This window comes from Paenibacillus sp. 2TAF8 (assembly GCF_052114825.1).
Classification (GTDB): domain Bacteria; phylum Bacillota; class Bacilli; order Paenibacillales; family Paenibacillaceae; genus Paenibacillus.
Map to the genome: position 1 here is coordinate 272,992 of NZ_JBFRFN010000004.1, position 19,684 is coordinate 292,675.

The following is a 19,684-nucleotide window of genomic DNA, read 5'->3' on the forward strand; positions in this document are numbered from 1 at the left end:
GTCACCCCTGTCATTTACTGTGCTTCTCACTCCGCACCCACCTCCTTCAAACCAGACTTTAACTCGTTGCTCAGCACAGGAGCAGCTTCAATCAATTGGCGTGTATACTCATGCTGGGGATGATCCAGAATCCGGTGTTTGCCGCCCGATTCCACAATCCGCCCTTCTTTCATGACGGACAAGCGGTTCGCATAACGGCGCACATGCCGCCAATCATGTGTAATAAACAGGATCGCACAGCCCGTCTCGGCTTGCTTGCGTGCGAGTAGTTCCATTACGCGATGTGCGGACATGCTATCCAGCGCTGTCGTTGCTTCATCAGCAATAAGCAGACGTGGGGAGAGCATCAGCGATGTAGCAATCGATGCTCGCTGTAGTTGACCCCCGCTCAGCTGAAACGGATAGCGGCGAAGAAGCTCCGGGCTGAGTCCAACAGACTCCAACGCTTCTGCGGCACGCTTTTTACGGATCGCAGCAGACTTCTCGCCGTGCACCTTCTGGTATTCATCAAAGTGCCCGCCAATGCTACGAAAAGGGGTGAACGCTCCCTGATAGTCCTGAAAAATATAAGAGATATCGCGTCCGCGCAATGCTCGCATCTCCTTCGGCTTCCGTTCGAGCAGATTACTGCCTTCGAACAGCACGCGTCCGGATGCGCGCAGATTAGGCGGCAGCAGTTGTCCGATGGCCTGAGAGAGCAGGCTTTTGCCACTGCCGCTCTGTCCCACCAGCGCCATGAATTCCCCTTCGCGGACGGCAAGGGATACACTGTCCACAATGGTCCGCTCCTGGCTGAGGATGCTCAGATCCTCAATAGAGAGAATCATGGCTGCACCTCCTTTTTCACATCAAACCGGTCTCTCAGGTAGTCGCCCAGCATGTTCGCCAGCAGCACAACGGAGACAATAGCGAGACCCGGGAAGACCATTAGCTCAGGTCTGGATTGGAAGTATGGACGCGAGTCATTGAGCATTGATCCCCATTCGGATGTTGGTGGCTGCGCGCCAAGTCCGATGTAGGACAGGGATGAGATCAGCAGGATGATTTTACCGAGATCCAGACTCGCCAGTACCAGCACATGCCCTGCAATATGCGGTAGCAGATGTTTGGTCATGATTCGTGCATCGGACAGACCGTTCGTGCGAGCTACACGGATGTAATCCTTTTGCGACTCGGACAGGACTGTGCTTCGAACTAAACGCGCATAACTCACCCATTTCACTATGACAATGGCAAGTACCAGATTGCCAATGCCAGCACCAAGCAGACCGCTCAGCACAATCGCCACGATGGTGTCGGGGAAAGCCAGAAACGCATCCGCGATACGCATGAATAACTTGTCGATCCAGCCGCGTTTGTACCCTGCGATTAGACCAAACGGAATGCCGATAAGCAGTGCCGCACCGAGTGCAAGCAGGCTGTAACCGAGCGTATGACCGCCGCCGAGAAGCAGACGTGTCAGCACATCACGGCCCAGATGATCGGTGCCAAGCGGATGAAGCGCACTCATCCCCTGCAATCTGCTGCGCAGGTCAGTGAGGGTATGATCATGTTTCAGATATAGAAAGGCATAGAGGGAGGCCGCTATAGCGAGCAGTGCAAACAACATGCCGATGATGGCTTGCCAGTTGTGCTTTTTTGTTTTGGTTGACGGCATGCTCAGGGGCATTGTTTTCATCGGTGGGCCTCCCTTTCCTTCAATTTCATTTCGGGGTTCAGATAACGGTATGACAGATCAACTGCGGTATTTACTAGGAACACGACAACTGCCATGATCAGGATGTATCCTTGAATCAATGGATAATCGCGCTGGCGAATGGCGTCAACAACCAGCTTGCCGATCCCAGGATAAGCAAACAACACTTCAATTACCACAACGCCGCCAATCAGGCTGCCCAGACTGACCCCAAATACAGTGATTACCGGAGGCAGACTGTGTCTGAATGCATGCAGGAAGAAGATACGCCACTCCGAAAGCCCTCTGGCCCTGGCAGAGCGCACAAACTCCTGACTTAAAGAATCCAGCAAGCTAGAACGTAAAAGACGCACATAAACGCTGGAGATAGCAAGTCCCAGCGTCAGTGATGGCAGAACAAGTGAAGTAAACCCGTCTCGCCCCATTGTTGGCAGGCTTCCGAATCGCACGCCGAACAGGTCAATCAGGATGAGTCCCAACCAGAAGCTGGGCACAGCTGCACCCAGGATCGACAAGATGCGGCTGCCCTGGTCAATCCAGCTGCCTCGATAGAGTGCGGACAAGGAGCCGAGCGGGATGGCAACAATCAGCATAACCAGCAGTGAACCGAGTGTCAGCTCAGCTGTTGCCGGAAGTGCACGCATCAGTGTCTGCATGACCGGTTGACCTGTCGAGTAGGACACACCAAAGTCCATCCGTACAAAATCAAGCAACCAGCGGCCAAACTGCACGGGAAGCGAGTCATTAAAGCCCATCTTCTCCCGCAGTGCTTCGACTTGCTCCTTGCTGACCGATAACTCCTCCACATTCAAAATGGTTAGCACTGGATCGCCGGGAGCAAGCCGGATGAATAGAAAGCTCACGAACATAATGAAGAGCAGAAATACAAATACCTCCAGAAACTTGCGAAGCAAAATGCGAAACATTACATCACATCCAGCTTATTTGTAATCATGTAGTATTCACTGCGCGTGGTGACCCAGTTTTTCACCTTTTTGCCGTTGTAGGCCACAATCGTTGCTGGATGCAGTACAAAGGAGTTCAGCACGTTATCATGTACATAATTGGCTGCTTTCTCTGCCAGCTCCGCACGTTTCTTCGGTTCAACCGTAAGGTTCAGTTCGTCGATAATCTTGGTCAGTGCCGGGTCTTCCGATCCGCTGAAGTTCAGCGCACCCTTAGGATGGTATGTCGCATTCAGATAATAACCCGCATCCCCGCGTGGAGCGGTCAGATTACTGTATGTAGCGATGTCCCAATCCCGGTTGGAAGCCATGTATTCTTCCGGTGCATCAATCTGACGAATCTGCACATCGATCCCGATCTTTTTCGCATCCGACTGGAATACTTGTGCAATCAGAGGCAGATCGGCGCGTGACGAATAGGTGAGTAAAGTCAGCTTCAATGGTTTGCCGTCTTTGGTCATCACACCGTTTTGCTGGGTGTAGCCAGCTTCGCCAAGATATTTCACAGCCACATCCGGGCCGGTCTCGGTTGTTGCATGTGTGTATTTAGGCGCAAAAGGCAGTGATGGCAGGAACGGGCCAATGGCAGGCTCGCCGTAACCAAGCAGGATCGTATCGACAATGCCTTTCCGGTCAATCAACGCATCCAGCGCACGGCGAACATTCACATCCTTGATGCTCTCCCGCTGCATATTCATCGTCAACTGGTGCACGCGGAACGTGGATGTGGATTCGACTTGTAGCCCGTCGATGGCTTTGAGAGATTCCAGACTTTCCACTTCCGGACGGTAGACGACGTCTACTTGACCGGACTTCAGTGCAAGTGAACGGGCGTTAGCATCTTCATTAAACGAAAATGTTACGGAATCCAGCGGCGAAGCCCCGTCCCAATATGCATCATAGCGGCTCAGCTCCAGCTTGCTGCCTGCCGTGAAGGAAGTTAGCTTGAACGGGCCTGTACCGACAGGCTTGTTCACAATATCCGGCTCACTAACGTCAATAATCGCCGTGTTCGGGTTCACCAGCTCGGATGCAAATTCCGGGAACGGCTGGGTTGTTGTGATCTCCAGTTTGTTTCCCTCGGCTTTGATCGTATCCACCTTCAATGTATTTTGGATGGCTACGTTCTCCTTCAGCGACCGCTCCAGAGAAGCTTTAACCGCTTCCCCTGTCATCGGTGTGCCGTTCTGGAAGGTCACATTGTCGCGCAACGTAATCGTCCAATGCTGACCATCTTTACTCTCCCAGCTCTCGGCGAGCCATGGTGCAACTGTCAGGTTGTCCTCATCCAGACGCAGCAGCGTTTCCGTAATGCCCGCACGCAGCGGCACATAACTTGAATCCACATGTGGATCAAGTGAACTGGTGGAGAAGTTGTATAGGAAGTGAACGTTCTTATTCGCTTGGGTACTAGTACCGCCTTGCGCCGCAGGACTAGATATGGATGCTCCGCAAGCGGTAAGTAACACTGCCGCACTCAGGGCCAAGGAGATCAGCGCCAGCAAAGGCTTCTTTTTCATAAACAAGGTCATGCCCCTCTCTCTTCATATAAATATCAATCTCAAAATTAATCGTAAAAATTACTATCTAAACAATGAATATTATCTTATCGTAATGATTACGTTTTGACAAGATATTTTTAGTTGATTGCACGCAAAAAAATCCGTCTCTCCAATGAGAGCGGATTTGGGATGTTTTTGTATATGAGAGGCGCAGGATTTAATTCTCTCCATCTGTATGGATGTGATACTTTCTTTTTACATAATCGATATACTGCGAACGGGTCATAGCCCCCGTCTTCTGGCAAAATTCATCATATGTAATGTCTTCGGATAATCCGAATTCCGCCAACGCCAGTTTACGCTCCTGCGCATACTGCGGATGGGCCAGGTCCCTCTCATGCATACGCTCAGATGGCGGGCCAAAGCATTCGGTGGTCAGACCCGAGCAGGCTCCGTGATTCATGAAATTCCGTTCCAGCCTAAATGGCGTTTGCTCCTCTGGTTTATGTAACGTGCCCAAGCCCCAGCTCAAACGAACTACACGCTCATTCGTCATGCTAGTTGTCGATCCGTACCCTATAGGAAACAGGATATCCTCTTCCTCCAATGGTTTATGAAACACAAACTCATATCCTCCACGCAGAAAAAAGTCATCCATCACAATCCTCGTCGTCTCCGACATTGGGGCTGCCAAAATATCCTCTAGCGAAGGGGAACGCTCCGTTGTCTTCCATAAGAAGGGCCTTACAAACAGTGGCATTGTCATGACCGATCTCCAAATGCTTTGCTCGGAAAATAAATCATCCTTTTCCATCTGACGAAGATTGCCAATTACAAGCACATATCCATCAGTATGCAAATCTAGCTCTACTCTGAAAATATCACCTGGCACCGCCTGATAACGTTGGTTTGGCATATTTTTCAAACGATCCAGCTTGCGGTCATAGTCATCCGGCACGGTGCCCGGAAAATGTTCCAGCCAGGAGATGATCTCTGCTTTGGATGTCATGTGGGAACAGTCCGAAATGGGTAGACTCACGCTGTTACGTTTATTATAAGCTGTAACGTAACTCTTGCCATCATACGGATTGATTCCAGCGGAGAACGTAACACCTTCTGCCTTGAAGCCGGATACTGTTGTGTAGGTCAATTTTTTTTCCTTGCCTCTGCTCGTTTTGGGCACAACAAATTGCCGATCTCGCACCTCAATAGACACATCCTCTTCCACATAGCTCTCCGGCTGGCTCGATATTCGTTTACGAATAACGTCTCCATCAAAATAAACATAGTAGCCCTTCTTGATGTCTACCCTATCCCAGTGCGATTCAACAGGTTCAAGACCAACATATGCGCGGGTCTCATTGCTCAGCCATGCATCCATAAGCAAAATCTCCTTTCCAAGTTATACTACCCTGTCACCTTGAATTGATTAGATGATACCACATCATCACTGTCTTTTACGTAAAAAATGCCGCAGGAACCGGAGCTAGTTGAACAAGCGGATTGGGTATGTTTTTTGTTCATATGAGTACTATAAGCCTGTTTCGTAGTCTTCAAGTAGATGTGACCAGTAACTTTCGGCATTTTCTATGGCTACAGGATCAATCTGTTCAAAGTACCTGCGAAGTTCTCTGGCATATCGAGCTTGGGTATACATGCCTTCGCCTCTCATCTTTGTAGACAGTTCACTGCGAATGAAATGGAATAAAAAGAAGGTTTCTATATTTTTATTTAACGCATACACTGCGGACTTAGCTAGAGACGGGTTCATATAAAGTATGTCACTCTCTGGTTTGAGATAAAGGCCGCAAGCATCTCGCATACCATAACTCGCAAAGTGACCAATCTGAATGTATCGCTCGCCTGCAACATCCTTGTCGTGGAATTGATCCATTCTATAAAAGAAAAAGTCATCATATTGCTCGGGTATACCAACATGGGTTAGAAAGTGAGCATTCTCTTCGCTTATGCCCCTGAGTGATAGCTTGGCATAATCATATTCCAGCACATCCGTGTCATAGTATTCTTTTATCTCCAGAATGTTGAAGTTCATCGTTCTTATCTCTCCCTGTAGCCGAGTCCGGAACATATCGTAAAATGTTTATTGCTGTGCCCATCCTCTCAATCCCTCATCACTAATATCTATTGGAGCCTGCTTAGACATATATTCTGCATTTGCCAAAGGGAAGACATATCCACCTGTTCTAATCTCACCATGCAGCAAGCTAATCCTTCCGCCTCGTTCAATCAGAAGTATGAGGGGTTCGTACAGATCATGAAACTTTATAGCCTTTTCATTTCCAGACTCGACTAAACTCAGCCATTCTAGATACGCTACACAAGTTCCTTTCATAAAACTGTTCGTTAACTCGCCTAACCGAGGACATTGATCCATTACATCTAAAGTGGAATGATGTCCAATTGCGCGGGCAGCATTGAAGAATGGGTAGGATGTTTCTAAATGATATGTAGTAATCAGTAATGCTGCTCTGCGGATATACTCCTGCACCAATGCCATATTTGAGGGATCGTCTACTTGTGTAGAAACACTCCAGTCTATACGGCCTATTCTCTCTATCCCTGTGACGAGCCGATTCATGAATACACCCACCTCTTCTTCCTTACTACTATCCGATCCCATGTTATAGTCCCAGCAAATCTCCATGCTCTTAGAATATCCCCACCGACGTCACTATCCCCCCAGTCCGTTACGATCTATGAGATTCAAGGAATTATCGCTAATATCTTGAACGGGGATCACCAGAGTTCTCCAATACATTAGTGGATATGCTGCATCACCTACTTCCAGTTCACCCTTCCGTATAGTAAACATCCCACCTCGTTCGAGGAATTTCAACATTGGCTCGTGCAAATCAGCATTTTGAATCGCATCATTTACTCCTTGATCGATTAATTCGCACACTTCCAGATAGCTATAACAAATGGCCTTCATATAGACATTATGAAGTGTATCCAACGGGGGACAAGCACAGTACACATCAGCATCTGTCTCTCTTCCAATCATCTTGGCAAAGCTAAATAGGGGATAACGATCTGGGAATACGCTCAGCTTGTCTAGGAATACATTCACACGTCTTAGATACTCACTGATTAATATGTGATGTGAGCTTTTTGGGGAAAAGCTATTCATTTGAAACGAAATCGCAGACATACGCTCGATCCCTTTAGCTAATGTAGGCCCCATATCGTTACCCCTCTCCTATTAGAATGCCTTAAGATGGCTCTATACGAATAAAATTAGGCACAGTTCTTTTATATTCAACCCCATCTTCAAACGAGATCATGCTTACATGTTCAGGTGCTCTGATTCTAGAGATATGGACTCCATGTATACATGAATCACACCATATATCCAGGAATCCAATCCTGACACGTAAATCTCCAACATATTGAAAATGGATCGCAGCATGTCCGCAGTTCGGGCATTCTTTCTTCGAATTCTCATCCTCGACATCGAACAATCTCAACCAATCATAAAACGATGATTCAGACATGAGTTCACCTCTCTTTGTGATCCTTCTCAAAGTAATCCCGCCATGTCCTTTTCAATAAAATTACCTTCCAGTAAATTATAGGGCCAGTCATAGATGTCCGGATTCTCCCGGCAATGTGAATTCATGATAAGCTGACCGTTAGCGCGTATGAAAATCACTCCAGATGCACTGTCTGTCAGTGCTACATCCTCATCCAGTTGTGCAGTTAATTTGTTCACCGCTTGAAAGATAACCCGTAGTGCTTCTTCTGGGGAATGTGAGAAAATTATAATAGGGATACAATAGTTAATATTCAGACCTAACTCTTCCCTTGTAAAACTCACTAATTCATCATCATCCTGTACAATACAAGAAAAGGTAGCATTCATTAATGTGTAGTAATCATCCTTGCATGTCATGCGAGTCCCAGGCGAAAATGACTGTATAGCACTCATTAATAATGTCGCTAGTTGTTTCGTATCTTGTTTATTGAAAACATACAATGCTAGTTCCATAAGAAGACCCATCCCGATCATTATTCTTTCAAGTTGTTTACGTCGAGCAGTGAAGTTCTGCCCTAAGGGTAATGCTTCTACTATTGTGCAACAAATTGTTTACTGTCTTTATCAAAGCTGTACTCCGTAGTTAAAGTGTCGCCTTGACCTTCCGTATTTCTTGTAGTTACAACCAGTTTTTCGCTCTTGTTTAAGGGAGCATTATCTTTTTCGTAATTCATTGTATCGTGTACGTTTTCCCCGCTTTTAAACRTAATTGCAAAAGCTTCTCCGCTATTTTTATCTATGCCAAATGCATACGAGTTATAGCCTCTCGATGCTGTGTATTCGGGAGTAAGCAAGAAAACGTCCATTGATTCAAAACCTATTTTTTCGAAGGATATAGGTTTTTCAGAAGGTTGAACAAAAACAAGACTCTGTAATTCCCTTATTTCTTTTTTCTCGTCATTATGGTTGTAAAAGACGGAATAATTACCTTGATAAAAGAAGTCCCCCTCTTGTCCTAAGACACTTGGTATAGTGAAGTGGCCGATCATTTCTTTTCCTTCTGAAACTACCTGTAGATCACCATTATCTGTACCCATTTGTGCTCGAATGGTAGGGTTATCTTGATTAGAATCAATTTGTACTACTTTAGCATAAGGTGAATCTGAAGCTAAATTTTCAACTTTCTCTTTTGTGTTTGTCTCTACGGGTGTACTTCCTGTTTTATTTGCTGGCTTTTCTGAATTTTCAGTACTGCACCCAGATATCATAATACTTACGGCAACAATCGAACTTAGTAATAATGCATACTTATTGAAAATTTGAACCGCTCCCCTTCTAAAAGTTAGTGAATTTTACAACGAATATTTCACATCATAATTGAGATATCAGATCGAATAGCGTATCAAAATATCTATCCATATTTTTAGAGAAAAATAGAGGTGACGTTATGAATATATATAGTATGGCTAAAAAAGACGTTCAATTGACCCACCTCATAGGCTATACATTATCTAAGCTTCGTACCTATGAATGGGTCAAATTAATATGTTTGCAAAAGAGAACATTTACCTCAGTACACCTGGATTATATTTTCGATTTCATAGTCCAGAACAAGTGTATAACCAGTTGGCTGAATGTGTAGCTTCTTTTCAACAAGGGGAACTTCAGTGGAAGCTGTATCTCAGTTTTGAGAGCCGCAATCAAAATTATAGCTTAGAGCCGGACCAAGACTAAGAGATGCTATTGAATTTTAGGAAGTAGATCAAAATTGTTTATCATATTTTTCATTTCCACTCTTAGAAGAGAGTAAACGCTCAGCATTCATCTTCTAACTTATAGGCACAAAAGGTGAGCTTATGATCTGCACTCCAGCAAGCACTCTCTTCTCAGAATTTGCTCCATACCGCTGTACTAGACTGTTAATTCTCTGAGAAAATCCTCCAGTACCCTTCGTTTCGTAATGCCTGCTTCAGACAATGCAGCAGACACACGCTCTAGTAACAGAGGCTCATGCATTAATCTTTGTTTATGCTCAGGGGATGTATAGCTCCGTAGTGTATCTATACATATTACAAATAACTCTCTATCCTCAATAGTCATTAGAGACAGCAACAATTCAAATTCATGCATCTCTCGAGTACTGTCCAAGCAGTATGCAAGCTTTTTCTGCCAGTTGAGGGGTTTGCTCCATGCTTCTCTAGATAAAATATCCCATTCATCTGGATTAAAACCTTCAAGAATTTCTGTGGCTATAACACAGCCGTCATCGTACCAGGAATCAACTGTTGTCTCGGCGGATAAAAGAATATCAAGTTGTTTGTACATACTTCTGATTACCCCATCCAATTTTGATATCATACACTTTTAGCTCTTGGTAAAACGCCTGTGCGTCCATCGAAATTCATTCGTTTTGAGACGGGAGGACTGCTATAAATGGTGGATGCCCTGTTTCTTGATTTTGCAATAAGCTGGGCTTGCGGAATCTCAAGCTTGTCTGCAATTCTATGATAAGTGCTTCATCCCCTGGATTTTGAAGTGAAACTTTTACCCAAATGGGACATAGCGGAACTCTGCAACCTAACAATTTAATAACCGATTCGAGATCAAAAAAACGACCTTTTAAATTATCATAGTTCAGCATTCCACGTTGAATATATTCATCTGTAGAGTTCAACGTCTTCCCCCTCTCTTCGACAGGAGTAACGATAAACGTGCTGTGATTCCCCAGCTCCACCTTATGATAAGTAGACAGCTCATCTAGTGTCTTAAGTAAATATCCTCTGAAGGAATCGAGATTTATATATTTTATCAAATGGATCACTCCAATTTAAAAAGATACATAGGTGATGGATTGCTTTTGATTTTATATGCTTTCTTCGGCCTTCATGCGGAGCCAATCCCTTGCTTCCTGCCCTTTGAGAATTATAGGTTTATCGTCTGAACCAACATGAATGCTTTGGACATTAGCCTCTTCTATCCCTTTGATGTTTCTTAACGTTACTCCGTAAAACAAAACCCCTTCAAACCTTGCTTCACTTATGTCTACATCCGTTAAAGAGGCATGGAAATCCATGTTACTAAGACTCAGATCCTCAAACGTACAACTAGCCATAAATGATTGCTCTAAACAAATATCAGAAATATCAAATTCGCGAAAATCAACATCCTGCAAACGAAGTTGCTCACCTTCCTGACCGCTAGTATCTACCCAATTTCTATGAAGTTCGAATCTGTTATACATATCGTTTCTCATCCGTCCCTCGTCGTCCTCTAATCCATGTAAGAAACAGCTGTCTTGATCGTATCGTTTAATTTTAATTCGGGGTATTTTTGGTCGACATCATTGAGCGCGTTAATATATTCAACACTTTGAAGATGATAAGCTATCTCTTCGAACACCTCACTGACCCAAAGAGCTTCCTCTTTACTACACTTTTTCAGAAAATCGATGGTATCATTTTCGTTTTGGCTTAAGATATGAATTAGTTTCTCTCTATGCTTCTCAATTACGGGATCATTCATATGAAGAACTGCTCTTTTTCGTATGATCTCCCTAACTTCTTGGTGCATGTAGATACACCCGTCCTTCCATTTCAAGTTGAGGGCTCCTGCTCTAAATCAGATAACTTCGCATTCATTCTTGCAACATTCTCACTTTTCAATAGTTTAGCGTTGAGTTCAGAGATGAAATCCAGAAACAGATGTGTATTACGTATGATTTCTTCTACAAAGGACTCCAAACTTATAGAAACCCCACTCCATGTTGAGTACTTGAATTCCTCAAGCGGTTCAGTAATAAATAAGTCCAAAATAACTTCACGATCCGTATCTTCCACTAAGCTAACTAGCAGTTCTTCTCCATGTGCTTTAAACTCCAACCATAGATGAGCACTATCAGGAATCCGATAAGCAACGTACGAATTCACGCTCACCATCTGAGCCACTGTCAGTAAGTCCACAAACCATCTGATGAGTCTCTCATTACCGAATGGGCAATCATCAAATAACATACCGTATGTATGTCCGTTGAAATCCAATTCAATCATTCCATCTATATCTTGTTTGGCCTGATCAAACTGCTCTGCCGACATTTGCTTCAGCGCGTCCAAATCATCTACTGCTTTAAATGAAATCGTGAACATATTTTGAGCACCCCGGTTCCACTCAATCATATTCAATATATACTTTGCATCCGTTGGTTTTGGCCTTTTCAAGAAAAGCCAATATCTGATTTGCTACTCCTGGAAGGTCAGGAACGATATTTTTTACTTGCTCTAGTTGCTCACCACTGGCTTTATTAAGATCGAATGACTCGAATAAACGAATAGCCGCATCAATGTTTTGTATTTCCCAAGGACTCTCATCGTACCACCCTTCATGAGTACAGTATTCATGTAATATATCTTTATCAGAAGACGCGTACTGAGTCATAAGATCAAGTAGCGTCTCAAAATATCCATTCCACATTTTTAGAGTATTCTTTTCCCTAGGACTCTCAAAGAAAAACGAAATTTCCGGTTGTCCCTCATATCCAACATAATAGGTGTCATTCATTCTTTCTTTCATTTAAACTAATCCTTCCTTGATCTATCCCATCATCTCAGGATTTTTATAACACCAGTCTGAGTCATAGTTCATGGAGTGTAGTTTCTTAATATCTTCCCAAGTGTAAACCCAATCGTAATCTGCCACCCAAAAGTAGTCCGATTGGTTAAGCTTCAAATATTCATAAACAAATTGAAAAATGACTTCTTCTGCACCAAATACCTCTTCTATTGTACTTACACGAATAAGATCCTGTTTAAGGTCTAGATTCAGATCCTCATAATCATGAAATAAAACACTTTTATTTTCTTTTGCCTTTACATATAAAATAAATTGATGTTTATTCTCTTCACTATTGTACGAATGACTTAGAACATTCAAGGTTGTTGAAGAAAATCGCTCATTTTCAATATGTTTATGATTATCAAAAATTAGCCTATGATCTGATTGAAACACAGCAATTATAGTGTCAGATAAAAACTTCTCTGGTGAATACTTTTCACGCTCCGTTAGAAAAAATGCTGTTGTTCCCATGTTATATGATTCTCCCTTATTTCTCTGAATCCAACAAATTTGCTTCAACTCTTATAAACTCAAAAATAAAATGATAATACAATGTTAGCAGAAGTCCGACACACTGCTCTATCCGGCTAACTTCCTGACTTGTACCTTTCCTCTAAAATCATTTAACATCTCCAGGAATATAGATTGCATAGATGCCTTCCAAGGAAATTTACAATGGAAGTTGTATCCTGGTCTTGAGACACGAAACCAAAACTACACTTTGGAACCACTAGAAGCGTATCAGGCAAGACTAACAGATCAGTATAAGCAAAATCTTGATCTGAAGGAGATTTTAGATGGGAAGTACAACGAAATATGCGAGAAGGCGATCAACGACATCCCTGCTTTAAATGATCATATCGAGGAATGGTTTCAGGTAGAAGATAAAATGCCTATTCTCCCTGACCAAGACTAAAAGATGCTATTTAATTTTAGGGAGTATCAAAATTTTTTATCATATTGTTCATTTCCGCTCTCAGGAGAGCAAACGCTCAGCATTCATCCTCTAACTTAGGCACAAAAGGTGAAAGAAACCGATCTTCTTGCTCTGCAACCTTGCCTCGGATTAACGTATACACCTTGAAGTGATTAGATGATGCTGCATCATCACTATCTCTTACGTAAAGAATGCCGTAGGAACCCGGGGCTAGCTCACCTGTTTTTCTGAACACTTCAATCGGATCATAATTTGTCTCAGGTTTGTGATTATCAAGGCCAGCAATCCAAAGCTGAAAGTCACCGTTAACTGCTCTCAGATCGAGTACACCTGAAGGCCAGTTCAACTCCTCAATGTACTTCTGCAACTCCTGAATAGCTGCATCATATTGATCGTCATCTTCTTCAAACGAGGCACTTTCTCTTATTGTTGCCCATCCATGGTATTCGAACATGGCTCAAGCTCCCTCGGTGTTTGTCTTATGTAAATGGTGAAACATATTTTGAGCACTCCAGTTCCACTCAATCGTATTCAATATATACTTTGCATCCGTCTTGTTTTTCAAAAACTACAATGCTAGTGGCCCATCCAGGACTTTATTCTTTCAAGTTGTTTAAGTCGAACGGTTCCATATCTATAAACTTATCGTACCAATGATTTAATGGAATATGTGTACACCCTACCACGTTTAATTCTCCTGGTTTTAGTTCAACCAATCCTTCTCTTTCAAAGATTTTGATGAATGGTTCATATATAAGTAAGTATTCTACATAACCATGATCCTGATCAGCCAGCTTCGCTAACTGCAAGTAGTATTCAAAAACTGTATACACATAAACGTTACTACCGTGTGTTCCCATGGCTTCCACGTTGCAATAATTTGAGATTTCGACTTCTTGTTCATCCCCAAGTACTTTAGCAACATTAGCTATGAAAGGAGGCAGAGGTTTAGTAGAAATATCTCTAAAGAAGAGCGCTAATCTTCTTAGATACTCCCGCACTAAATCGGCCTCTATCTCGGAAGAACGCGTTCCTACGCTTTCCCAATTAATCGTATTAATCCTGGTTACTGCCGCTTGTAGATTCACTCTGCTCACCTCTTGTTCATTTCCGTTCTCTTACGTAAAGAATGCCGTAGTAACCCGGCGCTAGTTGACCAAGCGGATTTCGCATGTTTTTTAGTTTGGGCAAAATCTGTATTGAACTTTTAAAATGCCCTTTCATCAAGTATTTGTAGAGTCCTTTCACTGATATCTTGTTCTTCAATAACCTTATCTCTCCAATAATTAAGAGGATATGCTGAATCTCCTACCATCATTTCACCTTGCCGAATTGTGAAGCTCCCACCTCTCTCCAAAAATTTAATAATAGGTTCAAATAAATCAATATGTTTATATGCTTCTTCTACACCTCGATCTGCTAATTCGGAAATTTCTAAAAAACTATAACAGACCGCCTTTATATATACATTTTGAAAGATATTTAGCTCTGGAAGGCAATCATATACTTTACTGTTTATTGTTTCTCCTATAATCTTGGCGAAACTAAATATAGGATACCGATCTATGTTAATAGCCTTCATGTCCAAAAATAAATTAACTCTTCTGAAATATTCTACGATCAAAACATGATGGGATTCCTGTAACTTAACTTCTGTCACATCATTTATTGACTTTAGACGTTCAGCAGCTTTATTTAATAAATATCCCATTTATCTTCCACCTACTTAAAAGATTTATTAAAGAAATACTCTTCATATCCAGGAAAAGAAGCTCTAGGTTGTTTAGGAGCATTCTCATGGGCTCCAGGTGGAAATCCATCATATCTTCCCGTTATTGGATTCCATGATTCTAAAGTCCGATACTTTTGTCCCTCTGCCATCAACTTCCGCTCAACTAGTTCATGATCTGCCAATTGCTTGAACCAAGATTTTTGTTCAACGCTCAGTTCACCCTTTTGAGCAGTTTTCCATGCGTATGCTATTTCGTCGTCTGCTATGAACCGTTCCATTTTAAACTCTTTACTACCAGGTTGAGGAACCTGATGCTTGCCAAAGAATAAATGTTTCTTCATGGCTCTTATTTCATCTACACTTAATCCAGTATTTGCTGCGACGTCCTTGATATCATGCATTTTTGTTTGTCTTATGGACTCATACTCCATCTCTGCCACTTTATCATAATCCTTCATCCCGGAGCCGGTAAACTTATGACTTGGATTCACTTCGTGAATCTTGTTGTTTACGCTGGCCTTCTCTGCATTTGCCACATTAGCCTTCATCTTCGCCACAGTCGGATGAGAGGAAGGCAAGTGAAACGGGCCTTTGCGCCCAGGCATACTTCCGCGAACCATCTGAAAAGCCATTAAAATCTGGCTGAACTTCAGAGAAATCACCATCATCTGAGCATATCGATCATTCACTGGCTCACCTGTGAAGGGATGAATTCCATTTTCAAAGGCTTTGATCTGCAAGGCAATAATATCCTCCCCTGGTTCCTCAGTCCCCACAGCTTGCATCCGATTAAAGTCCAAATGCCCCTGATCCTTCTGATATGCCTGCAGAGCTGCCTGATCGGTAACGCCATCCTCGTTCACAGGCATCTGCACCAGTCTCCCAAACACATTCACTTGTGCCATTCGGTAGCCTTTATCCTCTGAACCCGTATCACTCCCCGAGCTCTTCATCAGCATTGCCGCACCTACAGCACCAATAACACCACCCAGACTGCCCTTCTCAGCATCTGCCTGCTCAAACCGCGTAGCAATCTCCGTTAACTCCTTCGAAGTATATACCATACTCTCCAGTGCTTTCTGTAACACGGTACGTGATCTTGCAAAATCACCATAAAAGCGCTCCTGTGTCACACCCAGCCATACGGCCTGAAGAAACATGATCTGCTTTGAGAGGTTATCCTGGATATGCTCCAACTGTTGTCTCGCCTGACCCACTTGATTCGATACGTGATGCAATTGTTCAGGGGTTACTTTGATTGTACTCATACGCTTTCTCCGCTCATTTGAAATAGGATTATCCTATGTTAGCAGAAGTATAATGTATTAAACCATCCGGCTAACATCCTGATTTGACCTATAACCCGACATCTAACACCCCACTCATCGGTGCTATAGTCCTATATGCATATACCCACATCCAAGCACACCCTACCATTTTCAGTAAACCCAATAACGCCCCCCTACTTTATCCCCTCCAAAAACACCCGAAACCGCTCAATCTGCTCCTCCGTCGCCATTTCTCGCAACGACTCCAATACCGCTGTACACTTGATCATATGCCTCTCCATCCCCAGTCTGTCCGCTACACACATCGCCTTCAAAATAAATTCCACCACCTCCTGTGGCCTTCCCATCCACTGTTCATATAAAGCCCTTTGATAAAAATAATGGTACACATCATCGTTGTTTAACGAATCCATCTCCACTCCTGGCCCATCGACCTTCTCCTCAAGCATCTGTATGACAAAATCAATCGGCCACCCATGCCTCACCGCGGCCTCTGTGATCACCTTCAACCCTGACAAACGTTCCTCCGGATACTCCAGCAACAGGTTCACATAACCCTCCAGCAGTTCAACCTGCCCTGCTTCAATCTCAAGTGCATACCGATGGATTTCAGCTTTACGTTTGAACTCCAGCACAACTTGTAGCTCTACCTCATCCATTCCTTCCATACACCCCAATACTGCATACTGCCGGATACAAGCTCGCGCTTGATCGATCTGCCCCAACTTCTGATAAGCCATGCCTCGCATCATATGACTCCATCCCATGTAATAAACCAATGGACGTTGCGTATGAATATGATGTTTAGCCCCACCTTCCTGCTGGCACTCCATCCGTTCTTCATATATACACTGCGCACACTGATACAACACGTCCGCTGTCTCCAGCACCTTGTTCCAATTTTCAAAAGCCACAGCCATATTCAGCATCTCAACGATAATATCCGGTTTGAGTGATTTTAGGATAGATTTTCGCAAAAAAGGAATCCTCCTTTAGTAAGCTCTTTTGAAATTATTGTATAAATAAACAAAAAGAAGATCAATATAAATTGTACTAATAAGTACTATTATGTCCGAATTTATTTCACATCCGTTAGTCTGTCATGACTCTATATCCTCTTCTAACCTTAAGTGGAGGTGATCAAATGAGTTTACCAGAAACTGTTGGTAATCGAATACGTGAATTAAGAAAGGCCAAAGGCTGGACTCAGGAGCAACTGGCTGAAGCTGCGGGTCTTCATTACAGTTATATTGGTGGAGTTGAACGAGGAGATCGCAATATTTCTTTGGAGACGTTGGAGAAAATAATGAATGGCTTGCAGGTTCCTGCGGAGGAAATCTTTAAATTCAAAGAAGACTCTTTGTACAAAAGAGCCTTGGATGAACATATAACTTTAATCGGCGGTCAAGATGCAGATCAAATCAAATCTTTAACCAGAATAAACAAGGAAATTTTGATCTCCATTGAAAATGCAAAAAAATGCTCAGATGAACGTTAATTTTAACATGTATATCATACATATTCTTTTTAAGAGTGGAGCAATTGTCTCCACTCTTTTTCACATTAACCATTTCACACCACACCCCTCGCCAACACCCCATACTCCACCCGATTACGCCCATTCTGCTTCGCCTGGTACAGCGCCTTGTCCACTGCATCAAATAGCTGAATTAAATAGCGTTCTCCATCTTCCGGCACATCTTCGTCCTCATACGCAAAATCATCAATCGATAGAATACCGACGCTAATTGTAATTGCTATTTCTCCCATCCCATAATTCAATGAAATACGGTTGGACTCCACGGCCTGTCTTACACGCTCCGCCATATCCATCGCTAGATCATGCTCCGTATGCGGCAGGTAGATCATGAACTCCTCTCCGCCATAGCGAGTCAAAATATCAGTACTGCGCACAGATTGCCGAAGTGCCTCTGCCGTGCGCACCAGTACTTCGTCCCCAACAACATGACCATAATGGTCATTAATGGCCTTGAAGTGGTCGATATCGAGCAGCATGAGGGAAAACGGCGTTTTATATTGCAAATTCGTGAGTACTTCATGATTCAGATGTTGCGTTAGGTAACGGCGGTTATAACAATGCGTCAGACTATCCGTCAGCACCAATTCTTCCAGCTTACGGTTGGCCTCAGACAACTCCTGACGAATCATATCCAATGCCTCATTGCGCTCATGAAGTATCTTATTCTGCTGATTCATCGCCTTCGCATAGAAGCGCTCCTGCGAGACATCTTGGAACGTCAGCAGGTGCCCCAGGGGTGCAAGAGCCGAGTCTACAATCGGAGATGATTGCAGAATGTAGTGACAGAGCTGGCTGTCTTTTTCGACGATTACTTCGATCTGGCACAGCTCCATTTTTTTCAAACGATACTTGTTCAGAAATTCCTGACCATTGCCATCGACAGACACCCCAGCGAGAAATGCCTCCATGTCCCAGACATCCCCCACCTGTTTTTCTATAAAAGAACGAGAGGCTTTATTCTCCTCCACAATGACTCCGTTCTCATCCAGCACCAGGATGCCATACGGAATCGTATTAATGACGTCCTCATGGGCGATGGAGACCAGATTGAACACGTTGTACCTTTTGATCACATACACGAAGAACAGGTCGGACAGGAAAATACCCAGCGAGGTCAGACCCGGAATAATTGGCAACCAGCGGCTCAGCAGCACATTAAGGATCGCATCCAGCGTTGCAAACATAGCCAGCACAAAAATACCCCAAAGGGTTATTCTGACCTGCTTTTGAATCATAACAGGTGTCTTGGAGGAAAATACCGCACGAAACATAATGACGAGGGAAGTAAGGAAATAGMTCACCAAAATGAACATGACCACCCAGAACCACGGGCCGTAGGCACGCTCGATATAACCGCCCTCCAGAGGCATGACAAAATCATGCCAAGGGTTCGCCACGACCCCAATTGCTCCGATCACAGCGGGTACAAACAGCAACACCAGCCGCCTTTGGCTCAGTCGTTCCGCATAACCGGTAATAAATAACGTCAGCAGCAGCCACCCACTCCCCAGTAGCGAGACCGCTACAAAGGACAGCAAAACATAGAATAATTGCAGGCCCGGATCATCTGTGAGCGTACTCGCAAATTGACAGAAAGGCCACATCATCATCAAACCGTGAAACAAAAAATACACCTTATGTAAATTCGTAATTCTAACGGTAGCAAACACATACACGCCCACACCAAACAATAGCACGAATAACGAAAGATCATACCACACTAATGGGTTCACGAATCTTCTCCTTCTTGGATGTGACACTGTTCCATGGTTATCAGGGATAACTCTGATACGTTACCAAACATTGAACTTTTATTTTTCTTCTGATCATTCTACAAACAACTAATATGAGATACATCTGCCAAGCTTTGATTTTGTTATGGTTAAATTACCCATATCGTACCACACCCCTGATACGCT

General features: G+C 43.6%; 24 protein-coding genes. 1 reads left to right on the forward strand and 23 read right to left on the reverse strand.

Features of this window, described 5'->3' with window-relative positions; all coding sequences use genetic code 11:
* Positions 1-26: 26 nt before the first annotated feature.
* The 22 genes from AB4Z30_RS08465 to AB4Z30_RS08570 all read right to left on the reverse strand — a co-directional run bounded on the left by AB4Z30_RS08465 (position 27) and on the right by AB4Z30_RS08570 (position 17,202).
* Entirely contained in the window at positions 27-827 is an 801-nt protein-coding gene (locus AB4Z30_RS08465; protein WP_441925201.1) for an ABC transporter ATP-binding protein, read from the reverse strand.
* Positions 824-1,678 (reverse strand): nickel transporter permease, encoded by an 855-nt coding sequence (nikC, locus tag AB4Z30_RS08470; RefSeq protein WP_441925203.1) that lies wholly within the window; start codon positions 1,676-1,678, stop codon positions 824-826. Before nikC ends, AB4Z30_RS08465 begins: the two co-directional genes overlap by 4 nt.
* On the reverse strand, positions 1,675-2,622 hold the full coding sequence (gene nikB, locus AB4Z30_RS08475) for a nickel ABC transporter permease (RefSeq protein ID WP_441925205.1): 948 nt from the start codon (positions 2,620-2,622) through the stop codon (positions 1,675-1,677). The genes nikC and nikB overlap by 4 nt, the downstream gene beginning before the upstream one ends.
* The gene (gene nikA / locus AB4Z30_RS08480; protein ID WP_441925207.1) at positions 2,622-4,181 is read right to left on the reverse strand and encodes a nickel ABC transporter substrate-binding protein; all 1,560 of its coding nucleotides are present in this window, start codon (positions 4,179-4,181) and stop codon (positions 2,622-2,624) included. Before nikA ends, nikB begins: the two co-directional genes overlap by 1 nt.
* A gap of 199 nt (positions 4,182-4,380) precedes the next feature.
* Entirely contained in the window at positions 4,381-5,544 is a 1,164-nt protein-coding gene (locus tag AB4Z30_RS08485; RefSeq protein ID WP_441925209.1) for an immunity 26/phosphotriesterase HocA family protein, read from the reverse strand.
* 150 nt (positions 5,545-5,694) lie between these two features.
* The gene (locus AB4Z30_RS08490; RefSeq protein WP_441925211.1) at positions 5,695-6,216 is read right to left on the reverse strand and encodes an SUKH-4 family immunity protein; all 522 of its coding nucleotides are present in this window, start codon (positions 6,214-6,216) and stop codon (positions 5,695-5,697) included.
* Positions 6,217-6,264: 48 nt separating this feature from the next.
* On the reverse strand, positions 6,265-6,762 hold the full coding sequence (locus tag AB4Z30_RS08495; RefSeq protein ID WP_441925213.1) for a hypothetical protein: 498 nt from the start codon (positions 6,760-6,762) through the stop codon (positions 6,265-6,267).
* A 93-nt stretch (positions 6,763-6,855) separates the two neighbouring features.
* Complete coding sequence (locus AB4Z30_RS08500) at positions 6,856-7,368, reverse strand: hypothetical protein (protein WP_441925215.1); 513 nt, start codon at positions 7,366-7,368, stop codon at positions 6,856-6,858.
* A 336-nt stretch (positions 7,369-7,704) separates the two neighbouring features.
* Positions 7,705-8,172, reverse strand: coding sequence for a hypothetical protein (locus tag AB4Z30_RS08505; protein ID WP_441925217.1), 468 nt, complete (start codon positions 8,170-8,172; stop codon positions 7,705-7,707).
* An 80-nt stretch (positions 8,173-8,252) separates the two neighbouring features.
* Positions 8,253-8,927, reverse strand: a complete 675-nt coding sequence (locus AB4Z30_RS08510; RefSeq protein WP_441925219.1) for a hypothetical protein — start codon at positions 8,925-8,927, stop codon at positions 8,253-8,255.
* 643 nt (positions 8,928-9,570) lie between these two features.
* Positions 9,571-9,984: a hypothetical protein gene (locus AB4Z30_RS08515; RefSeq protein ID WP_441925221.1), complete on the reverse strand. Its 414-nt coding sequence runs from the start codon at positions 9,982-9,984 to the stop codon at positions 9,571-9,573.
* 76 nt (positions 9,985-10,060) lie between these two features.
* A complete protein-coding gene (locus tag AB4Z30_RS08520; RefSeq protein ID WP_441925223.1) occupies positions 10,061-10,333 on the reverse strand; it encodes a hypothetical protein in 273 nt (90 codons plus the stop codon).
* A gap of 189 nt (positions 10,334-10,522) precedes the next feature.
* Positions 10,523-10,912: a pentapeptide repeat-containing protein gene (locus tag AB4Z30_RS08525; protein WP_441925225.1), complete on the reverse strand. Its 390-nt coding sequence runs from the start codon at positions 10,910-10,912 to the stop codon at positions 10,523-10,525.
* Positions 10,913-10,929: 17 nt separating this feature from the next.
* Complete coding sequence (locus tag AB4Z30_RS08530; RefSeq protein WP_441925227.1) at positions 10,930-11,256, reverse strand: hypothetical protein; 327 nt, start codon at positions 11,254-11,256, stop codon at positions 10,930-10,932.
* A complete protein-coding gene (locus AB4Z30_RS08535; protein WP_441925229.1) occupies positions 11,253-11,837 on the reverse strand; it encodes a hypothetical protein in 585 nt (194 codons plus the stop codon). Before AB4Z30_RS08535 ends, AB4Z30_RS08530 begins: the two co-directional genes overlap by 4 nt.
* Positions 11,824-12,225: a hypothetical protein gene (locus tag AB4Z30_RS08540; RefSeq protein ID WP_441925231.1), complete on the reverse strand. Its 402-nt coding sequence runs from the start codon at positions 12,223-12,225 to the stop codon at positions 11,824-11,826. Before AB4Z30_RS08540 ends, AB4Z30_RS08535 begins: the two co-directional genes overlap by 14 nt.
* 21 nt (positions 12,226-12,246) lie before the next feature.
* A complete protein-coding gene (locus tag AB4Z30_RS08545; protein WP_441925233.1) occupies positions 12,247-12,738 on the reverse strand; it encodes a hypothetical protein in 492 nt (163 codons plus the stop codon).
* 521 nt (positions 12,739-13,259) lie between these two features.
* Complete coding sequence (locus tag AB4Z30_RS08550; RefSeq protein ID WP_441925235.1) at positions 13,260-13,658, reverse strand: Imm7 family immunity protein; 399 nt, start codon at positions 13,656-13,658, stop codon at positions 13,260-13,262.
* Between the two features lie 142 nt (positions 13,659-13,800).
* Positions 13,801-14,292, reverse strand: a complete 492-nt coding sequence (locus AB4Z30_RS08555; RefSeq protein ID WP_441925237.1) for a hypothetical protein — start codon at positions 14,290-14,292, stop codon at positions 13,801-13,803.
* 119 nt (positions 14,293-14,411) lie between these two features.
* Positions 14,412-14,915, reverse strand: coding sequence for a hypothetical protein (locus AB4Z30_RS08560; protein ID WP_441925239.1), 504 nt, complete (start codon positions 14,913-14,915; stop codon positions 14,412-14,414).
* Between the two features lie 11 nt (positions 14,916-14,926).
* Positions 14,927-16,204, reverse strand: a complete 1,278-nt coding sequence (locus AB4Z30_RS08565) for a WXG100 family type VII secretion target (protein WP_441925241.1) — start codon at positions 16,202-16,204, stop codon at positions 14,927-14,929.
* Between the two features lie 194 nt (positions 16,205-16,398).
* The gene (locus AB4Z30_RS08570; RefSeq protein ID WP_441925243.1) at positions 16,399-17,202 is read right to left on the reverse strand and encodes a DNA-binding protein; all 804 of its coding nucleotides are present in this window, start codon (positions 17,200-17,202) and stop codon (positions 16,399-16,401) included.
* A gap of 167 nt (positions 17,203-17,369) precedes the next feature.
* On the opposite strand from AB4Z30_RS08570, the gene AB4Z30_RS08575 reads away from it, so the two are divergent.
* On the forward strand, positions 17,370-17,723 hold the full coding sequence (locus AB4Z30_RS08575; RefSeq protein ID WP_441925245.1) for a helix-turn-helix domain-containing protein: 354 nt from the start codon (positions 17,370-17,372) through the stop codon (positions 17,721-17,723).
* A 74-nt stretch (positions 17,724-17,797) separates the two neighbouring features.
* Here AB4Z30_RS08575 and AB4Z30_RS08580 read toward each other — a convergent pair whose 3' ends face one another.
* Positions 17,798-19,498 (reverse strand): diguanylate cyclase, encoded by a 1,701-nt coding sequence (locus AB4Z30_RS08580; RefSeq protein ID WP_441925247.1) that lies wholly within the window; start codon positions 19,496-19,498, stop codon positions 17,798-17,800.
* Positions 19,499-19,684: the final 186 nt, after the last annotated feature.